General features: G+C 71.6%; 11 protein-coding genes. 2 read left to right on the forward strand and 9 right to left on the reverse strand.

The features are described from left to right. Nucleotides 1–6: 6 nt before the first annotated feature. From NMN56_RS36405 to NMN56_RS36440, 8 genes are all read right to left on the reverse strand, one after another. Nucleotides 7–903: a hypothetical protein gene (locus tag NMN56_RS36405; RefSeq protein ID WP_274045492.1), complete on the reverse strand. Its 897-nt coding sequence runs from the start codon at nucleotides 901–903 to the stop codon at nucleotides 7–9. After that, nucleotides 900–2,879 (reverse strand): hypothetical protein, encoded by a 1,980-nt coding sequence (locus tag NMN56_RS36410; protein ID WP_274045491.1) that lies wholly within the window; start codon nucleotides 2,877–2,879, stop codon nucleotides 900–902. The genes NMN56_RS36405 and NMN56_RS36410 overlap by 4 nt, the downstream gene beginning before the upstream one ends. Next, nucleotides 2,876–3,928, reverse strand: a complete 1,053-nt coding sequence (locus NMN56_RS36415; RefSeq protein ID WP_274045489.1) for a PD-(D/E)XK motif protein — start codon at nucleotides 3,926–3,928, stop codon at nucleotides 2,876–2,878. Before NMN56_RS36415 ends, NMN56_RS36410 begins: the two co-directional genes overlap by 4 nt. Beyond that, entirely contained in the window at nucleotides 3,925–6,489 is a 2,565-nt protein-coding gene (locus NMN56_RS36420) for a Z1 domain-containing protein (RefSeq protein ID WP_274045488.1), read from the reverse strand. The genes NMN56_RS36415 and NMN56_RS36420 overlap by 4 nt, the downstream gene beginning before the upstream one ends. A gap of 161 nt (nucleotides 6,490–6,650) precedes the next feature. Next, complete coding sequence (locus NMN56_RS36425; RefSeq protein WP_430542803.1) at nucleotides 6,651–7,817, reverse strand: PrsW family intramembrane metalloprotease; 1,167 nt, start codon at nucleotides 7,815–7,817, stop codon at nucleotides 6,651–6,653. A 1,068-nt stretch (nucleotides 7,818–8,885) separates the two neighbouring features. Then, nucleotides 8,886–9,662 carry a tRNA (guanosine(46)-N7)-methyltransferase TrmB gene (gene trmB, locus NMN56_RS36430; protein WP_274045678.1) on the reverse strand — a complete coding sequence of 259 codons (777 nt, stop codon included), beginning with the start codon at nucleotides 9,660–9,662 and terminating at the stop codon, nucleotides 8,886–8,888. A gap of 532 nt (nucleotides 9,663–10,194) precedes the next feature. Further along, on the reverse strand, nucleotides 10,195–11,469 hold the full coding sequence (gene lhgO, locus NMN56_RS36435) for an L-2-hydroxyglutarate oxidase (RefSeq protein WP_274045677.1): 1,275 nt from the start codon (nucleotides 11,467–11,469) through the stop codon (nucleotides 10,195–10,197). A 387-nt stretch (nucleotides 11,470–11,856) separates the two neighbouring features. Further along, entirely contained in the window at nucleotides 11,857–13,347 is a 1,491-nt protein-coding gene (locus NMN56_RS36440) for an NsdA family TPR-like regulatory protein (protein WP_274045485.1), read from the reverse strand. A gap of 1,062 nt (nucleotides 13,348–14,409) precedes the next feature. On the opposite strand from NMN56_RS36440, the gene NMN56_RS36445 reads away from it, so the two are divergent. Then, nucleotides 14,410–16,857, forward strand: a complete 2,448-nt coding sequence (locus NMN56_RS36445) for an asparagine synthase-related protein (protein ID WP_274045483.1) — start codon at nucleotides 14,410–14,412, stop codon at nucleotides 16,855–16,857. A 274-nt stretch (nucleotides 16,858–17,131) separates the two neighbouring features. Further along, complete coding sequence (locus tag NMN56_RS36450; RefSeq protein ID WP_274045482.1) at nucleotides 17,132–20,785, forward strand: AfsR/SARP family transcriptional regulator; 3,654 nt, start codon at nucleotides 17,132–17,134, stop codon at nucleotides 20,783–20,785. On the opposite strand, the gene NMN56_RS36455 is transcribed toward NMN56_RS36450, so the two are convergent. Next, nucleotides 20,765–21,624, reverse strand: an 860-nt coding sequence (locus NMN56_RS36455) for an NPCBM/NEW2 domain-containing protein (RefSeq protein ID WP_283742545.1), incomplete at its 5' end; no start/stop codon positions are given. The two genes, NMN56_RS36450 and NMN56_RS36455, sit on opposite strands and share 21 nt — an antisense overlap.

Genomic DNA, 21,624 nt, shown 5'->3' on the forward strand with positions numbered 1-21,624 from the left:
CGGTCGCTACGCCTCCTTGAAGATCTGAGTGGCGGCCTGGAGCTCGGAGGCGAACAAGCTGGGTGAGTGCTCACGGCGCAGGCGTAGGTCGTGGACGGTCGAGCCGGGGAAGAGTCGATGGAAGAGGTTGGTCAGGGTGGCTCCGAGAGAGTCCTCGGGGAAGTCCGCGCCGTCCACGAACTGCTCCTGCTGCAGGGCGTGTTCGAGCATGATGCGTGCACAGTCCGCGTAGACCATCGACAGGACGGCCCTGTCGACGGCGCGGGGCTTTCCCGCGTTGGCGAAAGCGGTGGCCACGGTCTCGTTGCGTTCGTTGACGAGCAGCAACAGCGATCCCATGGCGGCGGAGTGGAGGTGGGCACCGATCTGTAGATGCCAGGCGGCCTCGGTGGGGAAGGAGGTGTGCTCGAAGTCGATGACCGTCATCGGGAACTGCGGGGCGTCCCCTTGCAGGCGCAGCGTCGCCTGATCGCTCCAGAGCAGCGAGCCGGCGCGGTGCGGAGCGAAGGGGGCGTGCGTGGAGGAGACGCCGGAGAGCACCAACACGGTGTCCAGTGTCAGGACGCCACCCAGATCCACGCCGCGCAGTGTGCCTCGCAGCTCGATGTCCTGGACACCGTCCCCCGTGAGAGGCACCCGCCGGAGGCAGCCGCGCAGGTTGGAGCCCGTCGCGGTCCAGATGGCGGCCAGGCCGAGCACGGCGTCCGCCGGCAGGCCCGCACCGGCTCTGGCCCGGGGGACATCGATGCGCACCGCCCGTCGCAGTTCGACATCCATCTGGTAGTCCCAGTCGTCGAGCGCTTCGGGAAGAGGAAGTTCTTCGTCGCCGAGGACGAGACGCCACCCTTCCGGGACGACGACCGTCGCCGGTGGCGTCCGATACGGAAGCGCGAGCCTGCTCATGTGAGGCTCACCGCCCGGGTCTTGACCGTGATCTCCGTGATGGTGTCCGGAGCGGGCAGCACCACGGCACGCCACACGGCGTCGTCCCCGCCCTCGATCACGTACGTCGGGGTGGTGTGCAGGTCGCCCGACGGGTCCTCCCAGCCTACGAGTTGGGGCTCTGGCGCGCCCATCGGTGGGTCCGTCTCGCGATTCCCGGCTCCCGGTAGCGCCACGGCCAGTTCGACGCGTACGCGTTGCGCGACCGGCGCGGGGAGCCGGAAGTGCTGTACCAGAACGGCCACCCCGGAGCGCTCCTCGAAGGAGGTGTCGCCGACGTACTGGACGCGCGGACGGTGCTTGGCCACGTTCGAGGGTCGGGGCGCCGGCAGGCCGCCCGCTTCGCCCAGGGATCGGGGCGTTCCTGCACCGTGGCGGTCCGAGGTGCCTCCCACGGCCGCACCTTCGGCCGGTGCGTCCTCCGTGTCGTCGTCCGGCATCGCCACCGCCCTGCCGACGGCGGTGCCGTAGTCGGTGCCCGCACCGATGCCCCATGCGCCACCGACCAGCGACGAGAACCGGGTACTCGCCGCGCCGAGTGCCACGTGCGCCGAGCCGCCCCGGGCCGAGCCGCCCAACTCCAGAAGCCCTTCGACCGACTCCTTGATCCGCGTGAACGTCGTTCGTACGAAGGAGCTGTCCGGAAGCTCCAGGGACTGTGGGTTCCAGGCGTCGTGCGTCGGCGGTTCCGACTGCGCGAACACCTCGTCGAGTTCCGTGTCCGCGCGGAACACGCCGGCGTAGGAGACCTGCTCCATGCCCGGCTCGCGGCCCGCGTAGTAGGTGACCACGAGTTCCGCGGGACGCATCAGGCACACATGGTGCACGGTGTGCCCGATCTGCGCGGATTCCATCGCCCGCCGGGCCGCAGGAGAGAGGCTCGGCGACGGCACGAGGCGTTTGACGAGCCCCAAGCGGCCGAGGAGTCGATGGGGGCGGCGACACATGAGCTCTTGCCCGTCGCCACCTTCCATCTTCCGGAAGGCGTCGACGAAGAGGTTCAGAGGGCGCGTGCTGCGCGGATCGGGTACGGGGACGTCGAGCCCGTCACAGGTGACGGAGAACCGCATGGGGACGCGCCCGTCGGCGCGCTCCAGCATCTTGGGCCACAGTTGCCACGCCATGGTCTGTGCCAGGTACGCGGCAGCGGCTTGCGCATCCAGTGCGTCAAGGTGCGGATCGACGACGACCACACTGGTGCCGGTCTCCCCGGGCCCGAAAGGGGTCAGCCCCAGGCGCTTCGCGGTGTCCTCCGCCGTCCGGCCGGTCAGGGGCTCGATCACGTCCCCGGACGCGTCGCCCCACCAGTGCCGGCCGGTGAAACGTCGCGTGCTTCCGTCGGTGGTCGTCGCGTGGAAGCTGGTCCACAGAGCGCACCCCATGAGCCGGGTTTCCAGCTCTCCGGCCGGAGTGCGACAACGTGTGTGCACGAGGACGGTGCCCGCCTTGGACAACAGGTAGAAGATGCTCTTGCCGAAGCCGTACGTCCCGCCCCCGAGCGCGCCGTCACGGGGCTCACCCACATTGCGGACGAAGGCGACGAAGTCCTGGCCGCCGGGCACACCGTCGTCGGCGCGTGTGGGCCCACCGAGGCCGCAGGTGCCGCGGTCGGAGATCACCATGAGTCGGATGGAAGGGCTGCCCAGGGAGCCCCGCAAGGGCAACCGGTCCGTCCTCGGTGCGTTGTGCGTCAGCAGCTCGCGCCAGGACGTCGCGTGCGCGGGTCCGACGGTGCGCAGCTCGATTCCGAACTCCACCGAGCCTTCCTGCTCGGTGTCACGCGCGTCCCAGCTGTTCTGCGCGGCCTCCCGCACCAAAATCGTCAGCAGGTCCAGTTCGGGGCGCCCGAGTTGATTGCGGATTCCCTCCGCCGCGCCGGCGCCCTCGGGAGGGAAAGGTTGCGAGTACCACCGCGCCTGCGTCGTGGTCCCTGTCATGAGCCCTCCTCGACGAGCATGGCCTCCAGATACCGCTCCACCCGGGTCCTGGACAGCGGGTGCGGGGGCTCGACGGCCAGATCGACCGTGTACTCCACGTCGGTCACGGTGATCGGCACCTCGGCGGCCGTCAGATCCTGGCTCGTCAGCCGGGGGAACCCCTTCTCCACGGCGTACCAGCGCTCCTCCGCCACGCGGAACAGCACCGATCGGTAGCGTTCCGCGTCCGCGGTACGGTAGCCCGCCTCCACGAGCAGTCCGAGCAGTGCGCTCTCGTCGTCGCACAGGGACAGCGCGCGGGCCACCAGGTCCACCACGCTGCTTCCGGACGCGGGGTCGGTGGCCCGCTCCAGGCGAAAACAGACGAGCCGGAGATTCCCACCCTCCGGGGCCTCCAACTGGCGCAGGCCGTGTACGCGCACCCGCAGTGCGTTGCCGCCGGTGACGGACTTGACCTCGACCGCGTCGGTGCCGGTGGTGAAGTCGTGACGGTTCCCGCTGGGGCCGAGCCACAGCCGATGCGCGCTCGGGTCGTCCTCCAGCAGGCGCGCCAGCAGCGTCAACTCTCCGAAGAGCGCGGCCAACTGATCGACTCCCAGCGGTGAGCCGCTGGTCTGGAACAGCGCTCGCCAGCGGTCCAGTACGCGGTGGACGGCCTTGAGCGCCGGGGCGTCGCGGGTCGGGGACGCGCTCTCGCTCTCCGAGCCCTCGATCTCTTCGAGCACGTCCTCGCACAGGCCCGTGAACACGTCGTCCAGGTCGCGTCGTAGGCAGCCGAGGTCGGCATAGCTCTGATAGACCTCGGCGTCCTCCAAGGGGCGCTTGCGCAGCAGCAGGACGGGCCCGTCCAAGCCGCGTCGTACGCGTTGACCGGAGGCGATGGGAACGAGCAGGTGCCGGTGGCCCTCGTGGTCGACCGCGGCCAGCGGCGGGCCGCTCCGGGTCGAGACCGGCAACGGGGCCGTACGCAGCCGGTGGGGTGAGGAGGCGGGCCGGTCGGCCAGGTCGCGCCAGCGGTCCTCGACGGCGGGCCGGAATCGCCCCTTCACCCGGCGTCCTCCGCCTCAAGCGCGCTGAAGTCCTCTTCTTCGAGGCGCACGCGGGACAGATCGGCGGAGATGTAGCTTCCGTCCCAGTTCACCTGGCTGTCCTCCGTGCTCGGTTCCGGGAAGACCAGACCGACGCCGATCACATGCTCCTCAGCGCCCAAGGGTTCACGCCTTTCGCGCTTCTCGCTCGGGACCGAGTCCTTGTCGATCGGGTAAAGAACGACCAGGCCGGTGTCAGGAAGCTGCTGGGCGCGTGCCGCGGTGATCTCCTTCTCCTTCATCTTCTCCGAGACGTTCTTCAGGTCGACTGCCGCGTCCCGACGGCTCATCAGCGTCTTGATGTCCGCGAAATCAGGCTCCGCGGGGTAGTGGACGCGGGCACGCGAAACACGTCCGACAGAGATGTCAGGCCCGAAGGTGAAGGAGTCCTCGTCGTTCCGGACAGGAGTACCGATGAGGGCGACGTTCCACCGGCGGAGCGCCCCTGCCTTCACTCTCCGCTGGATGTACTCGGTCAGGAGACGCGAGTCCCCCTCCTGCGATTTCGGGTGGAAGCTGTATTCCTCCAGGAAATCAAGAACCAGCTCGTGGTTGACGCCGTGCAGCACGTGGCGTCCGTCCTCCGGACGGGCGTCGTGCCTGTCGGCCGCTGCGGCGGCGCCGGTGACGAGCGTGCGCGCGGCGCGCTGGTTGCCCAGCAGCCAGTCGGCGTTCGTGTGGAAATAGTGCGTCTGCACGCGGCGGCCCCCGTAGGAGGAGCACGCCTTCACCGCCGACTTCATCTTGGCCGCCGCCGTCACGCGCAGGCTCGGGTGAGTACGTAGGCGCACGGCGAAGGACAGCGGAGTCTCGTCCTCATGCATGTAGACGTCGATGTCCCGCCGCATCTCGGCCTCGACCGTGGCCACGTGACGGAACCAGCCCTGCAACTCGTCCGTCATCCAGATCCGCGGCAGGTCGGCGTACCCGTGCCGGAAACCGAACCATCGGCCCATCTGCAACAGGGTGTCGTAGGCCGAGACAGCGCGGACGAAATAGCTGACCGACAGGCCCTCCAGGGTCAGACCGCGCGAGAGCGTGTTGCCGCCGACGGCAACGGCCACCACAGGGCCTTTGTCGTAATCCAGGCGGTCCTCGCTCCGCGAGTTGTCCATGACGACACGGCAGTCGTCCAGCACGCCCGGAAGCTCCGGGAGCAGTTCGTCGAACGCGACCGTCTTCTCCCCGAAGTCCTCCGCCGGCACCCGTGTGGTCTCCGCGTTCCACAGCGCGCGCAGCCGGCTGAGCATTTCCGGATCGCTCAGCCGGCCACGCACGTGAATACGCGCCTTCTCCAGCGGTTGCCAAAAGCTGTCGTGCACCAGGGTGTTCACGCTGGTGTGGATGAGCATGGTCGCGTGGGGATTTCCGGTGCCCCGTACCCTGCGGGCCGCCGTGGAGAGCCAGAAATAGCGGATGGCCTGCTCAAGGGTGTCGGTGACGGCCGGCGTGAAGCCCTCCACCTCGGCCCGGGACGTGGGACGGACGTCGGAGACGTCGTCCTCCGGAACGCTGCGGACCATGTCGTGACCGTCGTCCATGTCGGCCGGGTCCTCCCCGTCCAGCGCATAGCGTCCGAAGAGGACCTCCGTCCCGAAATGGCCTTTCGGCTTGGGCAGGTTGACGATGAAGTCCTGCGGATACAGGTCGTCGGCCGACGGATCGATGAGGACATTGGCGAACGGAGAGGCCGTGTAGCCCACGTACCCGGATTTCGGCAGGGTGTCGAGGATCCTGCGAATCAGCGGGTTGATCGTCTTCGTGGCGACCGTCGCCTGATCGGCCTCGTCGTCGATGATGAGGGCAGGTGCGTCCTTGAGGTAGTCGGAAGCCGATTCGAGCCACTTGGCGAACTTACGCAGCACGGGGGCATTCTTCTTCACCACGCACAGGACATGGGTCTGATTGCTGCCGCCGAAGTAGGACTTGGCGTTTTCCGTGGGGACGAAATCGTGGTCGAGGCCGGTCAACTGCGACCACCGTGTCGGATTCGCGTGCACCAACTGCTGGACGAGCCGAGCCTGTGTCTGTCGGCGCAGGCCGTTGTGGACCCCGGAGAGCACGATGAAGAGTTTGTAACCGCGATCGGCCGCTTTCGCCATGACGGAGGTGAAGTTGGTGGTCTTGCCCGACTGCACGTAACCGACGACGAGCCCTCGGGTGGAGAACTCACGTTCCTTGGGGTGGCTGAGCAGGGAGACGATTCGGGTCGAGGCGTCGTCCAGATCCTGGACGGCCTCGTCCGGCCAGCCGGCTTCTCGCTGGATGCGCTTCACCGCGTTCCAGGCCACATCGTCCTCGCGAGGACCGGTGTACCAGGTGTCCCGGTTTCCGCGAACCACGGAGCGTGGCTCCTCCAACTCCTTGATCTCCAGCATGCGTTGTTCGTGACGTTCCCTGAGGGCCTCGATGGTGTCGTCGGGGAGCCGGAGGATCTGGAGTTTCTTCACGGCATCGGCCGGTGTGGCGGTATCCAGGAGACTCCGAAAGACCTCGTACTGGTCGTCCAGCTCGCTGCTCACCGGGGGCCTCCTGATCGTCGCTCTGTGGTTCTCCGTATGCAGCCTCTGTCACCGGGCCAGGTCAGGGGAACACGAGCCCCGCAGATTGCCCAAAATGTTATTTATGTGGGACAAGCGAAAGTGGCGGTGCCAAACGGTCGGAGGCGTCTCGCCGCCGCTGTTCACCCCCGAGGGACAGGCCCCTGGCCCCAGGGGTTGGGCTGGTGCGGCTGGGACAACGTAAGGGCCGCGCTGGTGGTAGGGGGGCCCGCGAGGGCGCGGTTGTTCCAGATGCGGTGGAGCAACTCGCGCTCGCGTGCGGCGAATCCGGGTGCCGTCGTGCCGTTGGCGGCGCGGGAGCGGAGGAGGGCGAGGGCTGTGGCGTCGTGCTGGTACCTCGCGACCGTGCGGGCCGCCTCGGGTCCGTGGCTGCGGCGGGCCGTCGCGCGGGCGAGGGAGCGGGCGCGCATCGAGGAGAGGGACCATGGTTCCGGCTCGTCGAACCAGCCCGCCGCCGCGTACGCGGGCAACGTGTTCCGTACGACGCGCAGCTCGTGCGTCCGTGACCAGATGGCCAGCCAGGTCAGCGCGGCGAACACGGGGATCATGAACAGCCCGTAGACGGCCATGAACGTGAGGTTCTCGAACGACGCCGACCCGTTCCATATGGCGTGCAGCAGAATCCCCGTGAAGAGGCCGGCGAACGGCAGCACCCAGCGCAGCACGCGCCGGCGCCTGGGCAGGGTCGCCACCATGCCGAACGCGACGCCGACCAGTGCGGTGAACAGCGGGTGGGCGAACGGTGCCAGGACGATACGGATGAAGAACGTCGCCGCTGTCGCCGAGTTGGACAGGCTGTCGGGGTCGAGCGCCGAGTCCTCCCCGTACGCCGTACCGAGATACAGGATGTTCTCGGTGAAGGCGAAACCGGTCGCGGTGATCCCGGCCACCGCGATGCCCGCGACGACGCTGTCGAGTTGGCGGCGCCGGTAGAGGAAGAGCAGCAGAACGGCTGCCGCCTTGGTCGTCTCCTCGACGAACGGGGCTATGACGGTGGCCCCGAGCGTGTCCGCCTCGCCCGGTGAGTCCACGACGACGGAACTGGCGAGCCAGTTCGTGGCGAAACCGTTGGCGAGGATCGCGACGAGCGTCGCCGCGCACGCGCCCCACGCGAAAGCGAACAGATGGGTACGCCAGGGTGCGGGCAACGCCCCGCTCAGCCATCGGAAGGCGGCGATCAGCAACGGTACGGGGAAGAGCGCGAGCCCGAAGCCCACCAGGAGGCCCTGCGTACCGGTCTGTTCGCGGACGAGCGCCAGAATCATCAGCCCGCACAGCGCCAGCAGCACGGCCAAGATGACGGCGCGCAGCGTACGGCGATGCCGATGCCACCACGACGTCACCACGGCACCCCCGCCGTACGGCCGTTCCCCGTACGTTCCCTCCCCGTACGGCCCCGCCCACCCGGTCGGCCCGGTGGGTCCGGGCCGACCGGGTATCCCTGATGTCCCGGGGAACGGTTGTGCGCCGGGGCCCTGCTCGGCCCCGCCACCGGCGCCTGGACCACCGGTTCCTGGACCGACGCCCGACCCCATCGCTGCTCCGGCACCTGCTCCGACACCTGCTCCGACACCTTGTCCGGCGCCGGTGCCGGTGCCGGCGCCAGGACCCACGGGGCTCGACCCCGCGTTCGGCCCGGTGCCGGGCGCAGCGCCTTGCCCCGCCCATGGGCCGTTCCCGGGTCCGTTCCCGGGTCCGTTCCCGGGTCCGTTCCCGGGCCCGTTCCCGGGCCCGTTTCTCGGACCGGTGCCCGCTCCGGCGCCTTCCCCCGCGCCCGGCGGGATGCCTGGCCCCGCGTCGGCTGTACGCGGTGGCGCGTACGAGCTGTATGGGTTGTACGGCTCGTACGAGTTGTGATGCGTGTACGGGGGCGACGAGGCGTACGGGTCGGCGTCCTGCGGGGACCTCGCGTCCCCCGGAACCTCGGCACCCTGCGGCACATGCGGGGTCTGCGGAGGTGGCGGAGGCGGCGCGGTATGCGCGCTCCGTGGCTCGGAGGCGGGCTCACCCGCGTAGTTCGTAGCGCCTACGGTGCCGCCGGCGATGGCACCCTCCGTGCCCCCGGCACCCTGCGTGCCCCGGGTGCCCCCGGCACCCTCGACACTCTCGGCATCCCGAGAGTCCCCCGCGCTCATGGAACCCCCCGTACCCCTGGAACTGGAATCCACAGCGCTCCTCACCCCCGGTGCACCGTTCACCGCCGCGTGCGGGCCCGTGGGCCCCGGTGTCCCCGGCGTGGGGGGCGGGGCCGCGTTCGGTGGCGCGCTCTGAGCGCCGGCTGTGTCGTCATGCACCCATCGACAGTAACCAGTGTGGGTGACGTCCGGAGGCTGACGGCCGCAACCTCAGGTCACGGCTCAGATGCGGCGGAAGAGGAGATCGCGTACCGCATGCCCCTTGTCGAGCCCTTGCCCTTCAAAACGGGTCAACGGGCGCGAGTCGGGGCGCGGTGCGAAGCCGCCGTCCGGCTGGGTGTTCGCGTAGGCGGGGTGCGCCGTGAGGACTTCGAGCATTTGCTCGGCGTAGTCCTCCCAGTCCGTCGCGCAGTGCACCAGCGCGCCGGAGCGCAGCGCGACGGCGGCGAGGTCGAGGAACTCGGGCTGGAGCAGGCGGCGTTTCTGGTGCCGTGCCTTGGGCCAGGGGTCGGGGAAGTAGACGCGCAGGCCGGACAGGGAGCCGGGAGCGATCATTTCGCGGAGCAGGATGATCGCGTCACCGTTGCCGACGCGTACGTTCGTGAGGCCCTTTTCGTCCGCGAGACGCAGCAGGTTCCCCTGGCCCGGGGTGTGCACGTCGACGGCGAGGATGCCGGTGGACGGGTCGGCGGCGGCCATCTGAGCCGTGGCCTCGCCCATGCCGAAGCCGATCTCCAGTACGACGGGAAGTTCCGGATCTCCGAACAGTTCGGAAAGATCCAGCCGCCGCAGCCCGTCGATGTCGAACCCCCACCGCGGCCAGAACCGTTCCAGCGCGGCACGCTGCCCCGCCGTGACCCGGCTGCGGCGCGGCTGGAAGCTCCGGATCCTGCGCTCGTGGTGCGAGCCGGCGGGATCGGGCGACGGGCCGGCCCCCGGCGGGAACATCCGGGCCGGAGGCTGGGGGCCCGGTCGGGGCCGGCCCCGACCGGACGGCAGCGGCGCGGACGATGTCGACGGTGCTGAGGAGGAGGGAGACGGGGACGCCGAGGGCGAGGAGGGCGGCGAGGACGGCTGGGGAACGGCCCTTCCGCCGACGTTGGGGTCAGCGCTCGGCCCGGCGTCCAGGCCGGGGCCAGAACCGGTGCCGGAAGCGGGGCCAGAACCGGTGCCGGAAGCGGGGCCCGAACCGGCGCCGGAACCGGCGTCGTGGTCGGCGGGACCGTGGGGGTGGGGGAAATTCGTGGACACAGTGTGGTGATTTTACCGGTGCCCGCCCGCCGCCCCGCCCGCGTAGGGCTCAGCGGGATCGACCCCGAGCCGTCCCGTGCCGGAGCACCCGCCGCCGAGGCGGATGCCGGGCACCTCACGAGGGCTCGGCAGCGCCGACTCACGGGCCACGACTCAGCTCACCCCTCACCCCTCACCGCGATACGGCGACCCCTCACAGTGCGACGCCTCACTGCCCCACGGCGGCCCCTCACAAGGCCGCAGCGGCCCGTAACCACGCGAAGGTGGCCCTCACAGGGCCTCACGGGGCCATGGCCGCCAACGCCCGTTCCGCGATCTCGCGCCCGATGGGTAGCGAGGCGGTCGCGGCCGGTGACGGGGCGTTCAGTACGTGCACCGTGTGCGGGCCCTCCGCGAAGAGGAAGTCGTCGACGAGGGAGCCGTCCCGCAGTACGGCCTGTGCGCGTACCCCGGCGGGCGCGGGCCGCAGGTCGGCCTCGGTGACGTCGGGGAGCAGGCGCCGTACGGCGGAGGTGAAGGCGCTCTTGGACAGGGAGCGGCGCAGCTCTCCCGCGCCGTACCGCCAGTGGCGTCTGGCTATGTGCCATGTGCCCGGGTACGTGAGCAGGCCGCCCAGGTCGGACCCGCTGATGACGGGCCATGTGTACCCCTCGCGGGCGAGCGCCGGCACCGCGTTGGGGCCCAGGTGCACGCCGCCGTCCACGCCGCGCGTGAGGTGGACGCCGAGGAAGGGGAAGGCGGGGTCGGGTACGGGGTAGACGAGGCCGCGCACCAGGTGTTCGCGGGAGGGCACCAGCTCGAAGTACTCGCCCCTGAACGGCAGTACGCGGGCCGGTGCGGGGTCGCCCGCGAGCCGGGCCACGCTGTCGCAGTGCAGGCCGGCACAGTTGATCAGGGCGCGAGCGCGCAGCACCCGCCCGTCGGCCGTACGGACGGCGACGCCGCGTCCCGGGCGGCGGTCGACGGCGGTGACGGTGCCCTGTGCCCCGTACCGCACCTCGGCACCCGCGTCTTCGGCGAGCCGCGCCAACTGCCGCGCGACGGCGCCGTAGTCGCACACGCCCGTCGTCCCGACGTGGATGGCGGCGAGCCCGCTCACGTGCGGCTCGCGCTCGGCTATCTGTGCGGGGCCCAACTCCCGTACGGGGATGCCGTGCTGTCTGCCGCGCTGGATCAGGGCGTGCAGCCGGGGCAGCTCCTCGCGCTCGGTCGCGACGATCAGCTTGCCCGTGACCTCGTGCGGAATGCCGTGCTCCGCGCAGAACTTGACCATCTCGGCGGCGCCCTGCACCGCGAAACGGGCCTTGAGCGAGCCGGGCGCGTAATAGATCCCACTGTGGATCACACCGCTGTTCCGGCCCGTCTGGTGGCGTGCGGGGCCTGGCTCCTTCTCCAGGACGGTGACGCGGGTTCCCGGTGCCGCGCGGGTAAGGGCATAGGCCGTGGACAGGCCGACGATGCCGGCGCCGACCACCAGCACATCGCGGTCGGCGGTCGGCACCTCGCTGTCGTGGCCCCTCGCTGAGCCTTGGGACGTCGTGGACACGTGACCCATCATGACCCGGGCCACTGACACTCCGCTGCGGCGCCCGTCACGTCGATGATCAAGGAACCTCCCGCACGCCCTCCACGCCCCCCGGACGCGGCCCACATCAACGCCTCACGCACAGCCCATGCCCCGCGCACAGTCCACGCCTCACGCCCCGCCCAATCCCTACGTCCAGCGCCCACGTCACGCCGGGCCCATGCCCCGCGACGCCCGGCCCATGCCCCACTGCGGCCTATCCATGCCCCACGATGCCCAGCCCATACCCGGCGACGCGCACGCCACCTCTCGCGCACACGCCGTGCCTCCCGCACACTTCGCCCCGCACGCGTACGCCGCCTCTCCAGCGCATCCCGCCCCGCACGCGTACGCCATGCCTCACGTGCGGCCCACCCCTCACGCGGGAGTGACAAGCAGCGGCCGTGCGCGTTCGCGCAGGGCGACGACCCGGGGCTCGTCCCCGTACGGCTCCAGGCGGTGCAGGAGATCGCGCACGTACTCCGTCGTACGGGCCGAGGAGATGCGTCCCGCGACCTCCACGGCGCGGGTGCCCGCCGCGCAGGCGGCGTCGAGGTTTCCCGACTCCAGTTCGGCCACGGCGGATACGACGAGGCGCAGCCCGTGCGAGCGGACGAATTCCTCCGTCGGCTGTGAGAGCGCCTTCTCGGTGAACCTCCGCACCTGGCGCGGTGCTTTGAGGTCGCGGTAGCACTCGGCGGCGTCGGCCGCGAGCCGGTCGTAGGAGTAGAAGTCCAGCCAGGACGGGTCCGCGTCGCCGCGGCGTGAGCGCTCCAGCCAGCCTTCGGCGGCCGAGAGCGCTCCGGCGCACGCGTGGGCGTCGTTCGCCTTCGCGTGCGCCCTCGCCTCGACGAGCTGGAAGAAGCTCATGGTGCGGGCGGTCGCGAGTCCCCTGTTGCGTTCCAGCGCCGCCTGCGCGAGGTCGACGCCCTCGTCGGCGAACCCTCGGTAGGTGGCCTGGAGCGACATCGAGGCGAGCACATAGCCGCCCAGCGGCACGTCGGCTGCGGCGCGTGCGAGGCGCAGTGCCTGGATGTAGTAGCGCTGTGCGGCCTCTTGCTGGCCCGTGTCGAAGGCCATCCACCCGGCGAGGCGCGTCAGTTCGGCCGTGGCTCCGAACAGGGAGCGGCCGACCTCGTCGGTGTAGGCGCCGAGCAGCAGCGGCGCCGCGTCCACGCGCAGGCACTCGGGGACCATCGAGGAACGCCAGTCCCCGCCGCCGTACTTGGAGTCCCAGCGGCGGGCCTCGTCGGCGGCCTCGCGCAGTTTGGAGACGTCGGTGTGTCCGACGCGCAGTGGCGAGGTCCCGTTCTCCTCCTCGCGCGCGCGCCCCTCGGCGATCGCCGCGACGGCCGCGACGGGGCCGCCCTGTGCGGACTCCTCCGCGTACTCGACGTAGCGCGCGACAGAGCTGTCCGCCGGGGTTATGAGCCAGCGCGATGCCGGCGTGGCGTAGGCACTCACGGCGAACGAGCCCGCGAGGGACTGCCAGATGCTGCCGCCGCCTCTGCGCCCCGCGAGATCGAGGCGGTAGAGATCGGTCGCCGACCTGACCGCGGCGCCCACGTCGCGCGGGAAGGCGAGCCCGACCTCGGGGGTCGGATCGGCGTCCGCGAGCCCGATCTCGTGCAGTGGCACGGGACGGCCGAGTTTGCTGCCGATGGCAGCGGCGATGAGGTGGGGCGCCGCACCCTGCGGCACCATCCCCTTCGACACCCAACGAGCCACCGACGTCTTGTCGTACCGGAGCGTGAGTCCACGCTGAGCCCCGAGGTCGTTGACCCGACGGGCGAGTCCGGCGTTGCTGATCCCTGCGAGGGCGAGGACGGTGCCGAGCTTCTCATTCGGCCCGCGTGACTCCCTGGACATGCGCACCCCTGACACACACCGACGACCGCCCCGCGGCTGGCGCGGGGCCCCCTCCCGTCACTGCGCACTGCGCGCCGCGCGGAAGCACTGCCAACACAGCGTAGTTCGCCGAATCCCTACCGTTAAGGGGCGTCCTGCCGGATGGCGAGATCTGTCGCCGTACGGGTGTACGTGCGCGGGTCACGTGCCAACCGCGCGCCGCCCGGCGCGGGACGGCCGGAATCGTGTGCGAAAACAGCCGGGGTACGTGCTCCGGGTGTGTGGCCGTGCGCCCATCCATGCGCCTGCCCCGCATGAACGGGGAGCGCTTCCATGGGAGTTGCGTGGGTCGGCCCGCTGCACAGGAACAGTGGGCTGGGGGACACCGCCGTCTCATTCCCCGCGGGCGGCGGTTCGGCCCGGGAGACGAGAGTGTCTCCCGGGCCGACAACTGTCCCCGTACGTCCCGGATCCCTTCCCACGCCCCGGTTCTCACCCGGAACCGGAGCGCGCGGTGCGCCGCCGTAAGCGGGCCCTGCCGGGGGCTTTTCGCCGTACGGGGCGGCTGGTTGGCCCTCCACGGAGGCCGCGGGGCGACCGTTGAGGACTCCCGCGCGCAGGGCACGCGGAGCCTCGGCGTACGGTGGCGCACGGTGCCGTGCCGTGAGCCTTCCGCGCGCCTCGCCGCGAGCCGGAGAACCCTGCCCGGACGCTCCCGGTGCCGCCCGTTCGGCCCTTGCGTCGGAGCGCGTTACCGCTTCGGTGCAAGTCGCGTGCCGGTTTCCATATTTGGCCGAATGACATCGGTCGGGTGTGCGGTGCCGGATGCCGAAGCCACCGGTATATGCGCCCCTTTGCCCCGGCGCCGCCCGGCGTGTTCCCGGCGGTCCCCGGTACGAGTCGGTCAGCGCATTTTGGTGAGCTATGCGCCCCTTACACGCCTCTCGCGCGCCACTCTCGTGGCAACATAGCGGCAACGGCACACGATCCGGGCGGCGTTCACCGCCCCCGGGCCGTAAGGGCCCAGAGCGCGAGACAGTGACTGGACGCCGCGGGAAAGCGGCGGAGCGAAGGCAGGCGGCGATGCGTTGGTTGGTGGGGTGGAGCAGCGCCGCGGCGGCACAGGGCCGGGCCGGTGTGCCACACTCCGCTGCCGACCGGTCCCAGGGTGGACGTAACGCGCAAGGTACGTACGGCGCTTACGGTTCACCGGGCTCATCGGGCAGCCAGGGCCCTCAAGCCCCCCAGGGAACGCAGGGCACCCACAGCTCATTCGGCCCCCACGGCAACGGGGACCACAGCCGCGCCTCGGACCCGTACGACTCGGCGGGCCGCGCGTACTCCCACGACCCGTACGACTCCTACGGTCCCTACGGTCACGCTGCCCACACCGCCAACGTTCCCGACGGTGCCTTCGGCGAGGGCGTGCTCCAGCCCGTCGGTGCGCAGGTCCTGTGGAGCGACCCCGATCCGCTCTGGGCCGTCGGCGACTGGCGGCCCGACGAGATCCGTGTCATCGAGGCCGAACCCGGCAACAGACTCGCGGTGTTCGGCTGCTGCGGCGCCTCCGACGAAGAGCTGCGCGTCGGCCTCGTCGCCGCACGAGGAGGAGCGTTTCGCCACCTCACAGCCTGGCCCGGCAGCTACACCGCCGTCGCCTGCATCGGCCGCCGCATCACCATCGCCGCCGACCTCGCCGGCGCCAGACCCGTCTTCCACGCGCCCTGGGCCGGAGGCACCGCCTACGCCACGGCCGCGCTCCCGCTCGCCGACCTCATCGAGGCCCAGCTCGACGTCGGCCACCTCGCGGCCGTACTCGCCTGCCCCGACGCACCCGAAGCCCTCGGCGACGGCACGCCCTACCTCGGCGTACGGCGCGTTCCGCCCGGCCATGCGCTCATCGTCCGCGACGGCGGCAGCCGCGAGATCGCCAGCTACGAGTCGGGCTCCTCACTCGTCGTCGGAGCGCCGCCTGTCGACCCCGAAGCGGCCGTCGCGGGCGTACGGGACGCGCTCGTGGAGTCCGTACGGGCCCGCCTCACCGCGCCACGGCACGCCGCCGAACACGACTTCGACGTACGCGATCCCGGGCCCGTACCCGGAATGGGCCCCGCCGACCGGCGTGCCGCACGCGGCGGCCCCGCACCCGGCATAGGGGCCGACCTGTCCGGAGGGCCCGCCTCCGGAACCCTCGCGCTGCTCGCCGCCGGGCTCCCCGGCATGCCCGGCACCGTCTTCGGGGCCGGCGCCTCGGGAGCGGGCGAACGCCTCCTGGCCGTCACGTACAACGACCTCACCCTCAGCGCCGGAGCATCGGCCAACGGCGCGGTCGGCAGCAAGGACGCCGAACTCGAACGGGCGCGCTCCATCGCCGAGAACCCCCGCCTCCACCACGTCGTCGTCGCGGGCGGCGAAGAGGTGCTGCCGTACGCGGACCTCGCCAGCGGCCCCCTCACCGACGAACCAGGACCCTCGCTCGTCACCGCCGAACGCCACAGGTACCGGCTCGCCGCAGGAAGCTCCGACCACTTCGTCGGCCTCGGCGCCCGCCAGGTCCTCGACGCGCACCCGGCCCGCCTCGCCGACCTCCTCCTCGACCGGCGCCGCCGCAACCTCGTACGCCCCGTGGCCGCGCTCGCCCGCTCCGAAGGCCAGGCGGCCGGGCGCTCCCTGCTCGTACCCGTCACCATCTACCGCGCGGCACGGAGGCTCGCGCGCACGCCCTACCGCGACGGCGTCGAGGAGACCGCCGCACACATGCGCGACGGCACGCTCGCCGCCGCCGCTTTCGCGGCCTCGGCCGAGAGCGGCGACAGCGCGGTCGACGCGTCCGTCGCCGCGCTCACCTGGTGCCGCCCCGGGCCCGCCGCACGCTGGCTCACCGGTGAGGCGCTGGCCCAGGTCTCCCTCCGCCTCGAAGCCGCGGCCCATGCCAGACCCTCGGTCGAACGCCCCGGCGAACGGCGGGCCCGCGCCGCGCTCGCCCGCCGCGCCGCCGACCACCGCGTGTTCGAGCAGGCCGTCGAGATTCGCAACCAGCGGCTGCACGCGCCCTTCTTCGACAACCAGGTCGTACGCGCCTCCCGCGACCTCCCCGACGCCCTGCGCGTACGGCCAGGAGCCCGCGCCTCCATCCTGCGTACAGCGCTCGCGGGAGCGGGTGTACACGAACTGCCCACGGGTTGGGGGGCGCCCTCGCACTCCGCACACAACACGTCCCTGCGCGCGGGACTGCGGCTCGCGGCCGACCAGCTCATGCAGCTCTTCGAGGCCCCGCTGCTCGCCGACGCCGGCCTGGTGGAGGCCCGTGTCGTACGCAAGGCCATCCAGCTCGCCGCCAAGGGCGACCCGCTGCCCCTCGACGGCCTCGCCGACCTCGTCTCCATGGAACTGTGGCTCGGCCGCCTCCTGGCCCGCCGCGGCACCTGCTGGACCGGCTCGGCGGCCCCCCGCCAACGCGCCGCGGCAGCCGGGGTCGCCCCGGCCACCGCCACCTACGAACGCACCCTGCCGCCTACGGCTTCGCCGTAACACCGCGCCCCCGCCCGTCTCGCGTCGCGGTGGCGTGACGGGCAGGAACGCTGCGGTGGTCCACGTGTCCGCGCCCGCCGCGCGCCGTACCTGGGCAGGGGACGTGTGACCTGTACGGGCGGGTAGGTGGGAGTGGCCGTGACCGAACCCACCACCGACCGCACGCTGGGCACGCACCCCGGGCACAGCCCAGGCACCGGCCCCCCACGCGGGCCGCAGGCGCCGCAGCAAAAACCGCAGGGAAAGTCCGGCCCCGGGCGGCGACAATGGGGCGGTGCGCTATCTGATTCTGGGGGCCAGCGAGGCCCGCGACGCGGCGGGGCGGGCTCTGCCGCTGGGCGGGCAGCGCCTGCGCGCGCTGCTCGCCGCGCTCGCGCTGCGCGCGGAGAGCCAGGCGCCGGTGTCCCCGGACGCGCTGATCAGTGAGGTGTGGGCGGACACGGAACCAGAGGCGATGCCGGACAACGCCCCGGCCGCGCTCCAAGCGCTGGTGGGCAGATTGCGGAGAGTGATCGGCAGGGATGCCGTCGAGTCCCTGCCGGGCGGCTACCGCCTGCGTACGGACCCGGAAGCGGACGAGGTCGACCTCGTCCGCTTCCAGCGGCTGGCTGCCGAGGGCGAACGCGCGCTCGAAGCGGGCGACCCGGCGACGGCAGCCGCCGCTCTCCGTGAGGGCCTCGCGCTGTGGCGCGGCCCGGCGCTCGCCGACCTTCCGGACCGCGCCTCGGCCGCGGCACGCGCCGAGTCGCTCAGGCTGGTTGCGCTGCAACGCCGCCTGGCGGCCGACCTGGCGCTGGGCAGCTCGGCCCGCGTCCTGCCCGAACTGCGCGAGCTGGCGGCTGAACGCCCGCTGGACGAACCGTTGCAGGCGCTGTTCATCCGCGCCCTGCGCGACGCGGGTCGTACGGCCGAGGCGCTGACGATGTACGAGTCCGTACGCAAGGGCATCGCGGCCCGCCTCGGCGCCGACCCGGGCGCCGAACTGCGGTCCCTGCACGCCGAGTTGCTTGCCGGAGGGCCGGGCCCCGGCGAGCACACGCGGACGCACAACGGAACCCCCGCCCCCGGCAGAGCATCCCCGCAGGGCACCCCGTATCCGTCCGGTACTCCGTACCCGCCCGGTACCACGTCCCCGTCCGGCACCCAGCCCTCACCAGACACCCAGCCCTCACCAGGCACCAAGCCCCCACCGGGCACGGAGCCACACTCCGGCACGGAGCAGCAGCACCGAAAACCCGGCTCGCCCGGCAACCTGCGTTCCCGTCTGACCAGCTTCGTCGGCCGCGAGGCCGACATCGCCACCATCGGTGGTGACCTGGCGCGCGCCCGCCTGGTCACTCTCACGGGCCCCGGCGGCTCGGGAAAGACGCGGCTGTCCGAACAGGTGGCCGTCACCGCGTCGGCGACGTCGCCCGCGCCGTATCCGGACGGGACCTGGCTGGTGGAACTGGCCCCTCTCGACCATCCGGACGCCGTCCCCGGCGCCGTACTCAGCGCACTGGGCCGCAGGGAGACGGCGCTGTCGACGGCGGCGACGGAGGGCGCGCGTTCGATGGGCGCCGACAGCGACGCCACCGCGCTGCTGATCGAGCACTGCCAGCACCGCGCCCTGCTGCTCGTGCTGGACAACTGCGAACACGTCATCGCCGCGGCGGCCACCCTCGCCGAGACGCTCCTCGCACACTGCCCCCGCCTCACGGTGCTGGCCACCAGCCGGGAACCGCTGGGAGTGCCGGGCGAAACCGTACGGCCCGTCGAGCCGCTGTCACCCGCCTCCGCGCTGCGCCTGTTCGCCGACCGCGCCGCCGCCGCACGGCCGGGCTTCCGTACGGAGGAGGACCCGGCGGCGGTCGCCGAGATCTGCCGACGGCTCGACGGGCTGCCGCTCGCGATCGAACTGGCCGCCGCGCGCCTGCGGTCGCTCACACCGCACCAGATCGCCTCGCGCCTCGACGACCGTTTCCGCCTGCTGACCAGCGGCAGCCGTACGGTGCTGCCCCGGCAGCAGACGCTACGCGCCGTCGTCGACTGGTCCTGGGACCTGCTGGACGAGCGTGAACGCACCGTACTGCGGCGCCTGTCGGTCTTCGCCGGCGGCTGCACACTCTCCGCCGCCGAACGCGTGTGCGCGGACGGGAACGCCATTACCGGGGGCGAGCACGCCGTATCCGGGGACGGGAACGCCGTAACCGGAGGCGAGAACGCCGTGCAGGCGGACGGGAACGCGGTCTCGGGAGACGACGTCCTCGACGTCCTCTCCGCGCTCGTCGACAAGTCGATCCTCGTCGCCGACCATCCCCAGGACCGCGCGGGGACAGGCGTGCGTTACCGCATGCTGGAGACCATCCACGAGTACGCGCGCGAGCGCGCCTCCGAGCACCCGGCCGACCGCACGGCGGCCGAGCGCCGGCACACCGACCAGATACTCCGCTTCGTGACGGCAGCCGAACCCCGTCTCCGCTCGTCGGAGCAGCTGAGCTGGCTGCCCAGGATGGAGGCCGACCTCGACAACATACGAGCCGTACTCCACCGCGCCGCCCAGCGCCGTGACCTGGACACGATGGTCGAACTCGTGCGCGCCGTCGGCTGGTTCTGGTGGCTGCGCAACTACCGCGACGAGGGGTCACGCTGGGTCGGCGCGATCCTGGAGATGCTCCCCGCCGACGCCTCCGTACGCGACGAGAGACAGGAGCTGCTCTTCCGCGAGTTCCAGCTCCTCGACTACTTCCTGATCGCCGAGAACCGCGCCCAGGAACTGTTCCAGGATCCGGGTCACCAGAAAACGGCCGCGGAACTGGTAGAGGCGTTCAGGAAGCCTGGCCCTGCCTCGGCGCGGTTTCCGGGCATGCTGTGGCCGTTCACCGGCTATTTCTCCGAGGGCAGCAGGGGAGTGGCACCGCTGATGGACCTCTCCGTCGCCAACTGCCGCCGCTACAGCGGGCCATGGGAACTGGCCGTCGCACTCCTGTTCCGCGCGCACGTACGTATCGACGCCCCGGGCGGCGTGAGCCGTACGGCGGAGGACATCACCGAGGTCGAGGCGCTCTCCGAGGCCACGGGTGACCGCTGGCTGCTCAGCCAGCTGTGCGGACTGCGCGCCGAGATCGCCATCCAGAAGGGGAATTACGACGCCGCGCGCGCCGAGTGCGAGAGGGCCATGCGGTACGCCCGGCAACTCGGCGCGCTCACCGAGATCCCCGTGCTCCTCGTACGCATCGCGGACATCTGGTTCCGGCAGGGCGACGGAGAGCAGGCCGAGAAGCTCGCACAGCGCGCCGTGGACGACGCGGAGCGGCTGGGCGTCCCGGACGCGCAGACCCTCGCCGTCTTCCTCCGCGCCACCGTGGCCCTGGAGAACCGCGAAACGGCCCGTGCCCGCGCTCTCTACAGCGAGAGCGAGCTGTACGCCACGGTGGGTACGCCCCCCGCCGTGTTCGCGATCGCGATGCGCATGCTCGACGCGCGCATCACGGCGAGCGAGGCCGACGGCGCGTCAGGGGGCCGTGCACGGGAGCAGCGGGTGACGGAGGCGGTACGGAAGGCCAGGGAAGCGCTACGCCTCGCGGTGGACAGCGAGGTAGCCGAACTGTTCCTGACCAACGGCCTGTTGAACACCGCCTTCGTCGTCCACAAGGCAGGCCACCACTCTCTGGCGGTCCGGATCGCGGATGCCGCCGAACCCCTGCGCGTCGGCCCGGCGAACGTCCCCGAACAGCGCCTCGACCGTGCCATACGCGCGGCGGCGGACGAGGTGGCCGGGGCATCCGCTGCGGCCGGCGCACCCGGTACGTCCGACGCAAACGATGCGTCCGGCGCACCCGACAGTCCGCCGCTCACATCTGAACAGGTGATCGAGCAGCTCGACGCGCTGCTGACCCCCGCCGACGAGGGAACCCCGCAGCCGCCCTCAGCGGCACGCGATCTGTGACCGCGCCCAGTTCGCGAGCGCGATCCGGTCCTCGTGGTGGCGTGGCTCGACCACCAGCCGGATCGAGGTGACCCCCGCCAGCGGCACCCGTACCGGCACCGCCGGCTGGCCCCTGTGCAGGAACGGGGACCGCCACAGTCGCACCCCGTCGCCGTACACCGAGAAGCGCACGGTGCGCCGGCCCATCGTCATGTCGTCGACGCCCGCGAGCGCCTCGTAGGTGGTGCACGCCTTGTTGAGGTCGATCGTCACGGACGAGGGGGCGTGCACGGTCACCCCGTGGCCATAGCGCCTGCCTCCTATCGACATGCCCTGGCGCTGCCACATCCAACTGCTCCGCACCGCACGGACGGTGGGCCCCTTCCGTTTGGCATCGGGGTCCAGCACGTCCCACTTCAACTCGTTGAGCTGGTGCTCCCTGGGCGCCGGTGCGGGCGGTGGTGGGGGCGGTTCGGGCGCGGGCTTCTCCGGAGGCGGCTTCGGCTTCCCGGGTGGCGGCTCGGGTGCGGGCGGCTCCCGCCGGGGTTCAGGGCCGGGCTTGGGCGGTTGCTCCTTCTCCGGAGGCTTGGGCCCTGACTTCGGCTCCGGCTTGGGTTCCGGCTTCTTTCCGGGCGCCGGAGGCTTGGGCTCCGGCGGTTTCGGCTTGGGCTCGGGCTTCTTGGCCGGTGGCTGGGCCGCCGGCGGGGCCGAGTGTCTGGCCTGCGGTTTCTTCGGCGGCTCCGGGTCGTTCCCCGAAAGCGCATACGCCAGCACGGCACCTGCGGCGACCGCGACCCCCACGCCGATGCCCACCTTCGCCGGCGTTCCCAGCCCCTCGGAGGCGGCGACCCCCACAGCCC

The organism is Streptomyces iconiensis (genome assembly GCF_028657195.3).
Taxonomy (GTDB): Bacteria; Actinomycetota; Actinomycetes; order Streptomycetales; family Streptomycetaceae; genus Streptomyces; species Streptomyces iconiensis.

Bases quoted from the DNA above. Each gene is read 5' to 3' on its own strand.
- NMN56_RS36445 (WP_274045483.1), top strand. From the start codon at position 14,410: ATGCGTTGGTTGGTGGGGTGGAGCAGCGCCGCGGCGGCACAGGGCCGG.
- NMN56_RS36410 (WP_274045491.1), bottom strand. From the start codon at position 2,879: ATGACAGGGACCACGACGCAGGCGCGGTGGTACTCGCAACCTTTCCCT.
- lhgO (WP_274045677.1), bottom strand. From the start codon at position 11,469: ATGGGTCACGTGTCCACGACGTCCCAAGGCTCAGCGAGGGGCCACGAC.
- NMN56_RS36440 (WP_274045485.1), bottom strand. From the start codon at position 13,347: ATGTCCAGGGAGTCACGCGGGCCGAATGAGAAGCTCGGCACCGTCCTC.
- NMN56_RS36405 (WP_274045492.1), bottom strand. From the start codon at position 903: ATGAGCAGGCTCGCGCTTCCGTATCGGACGCCACCGGCGACGGTCGTC.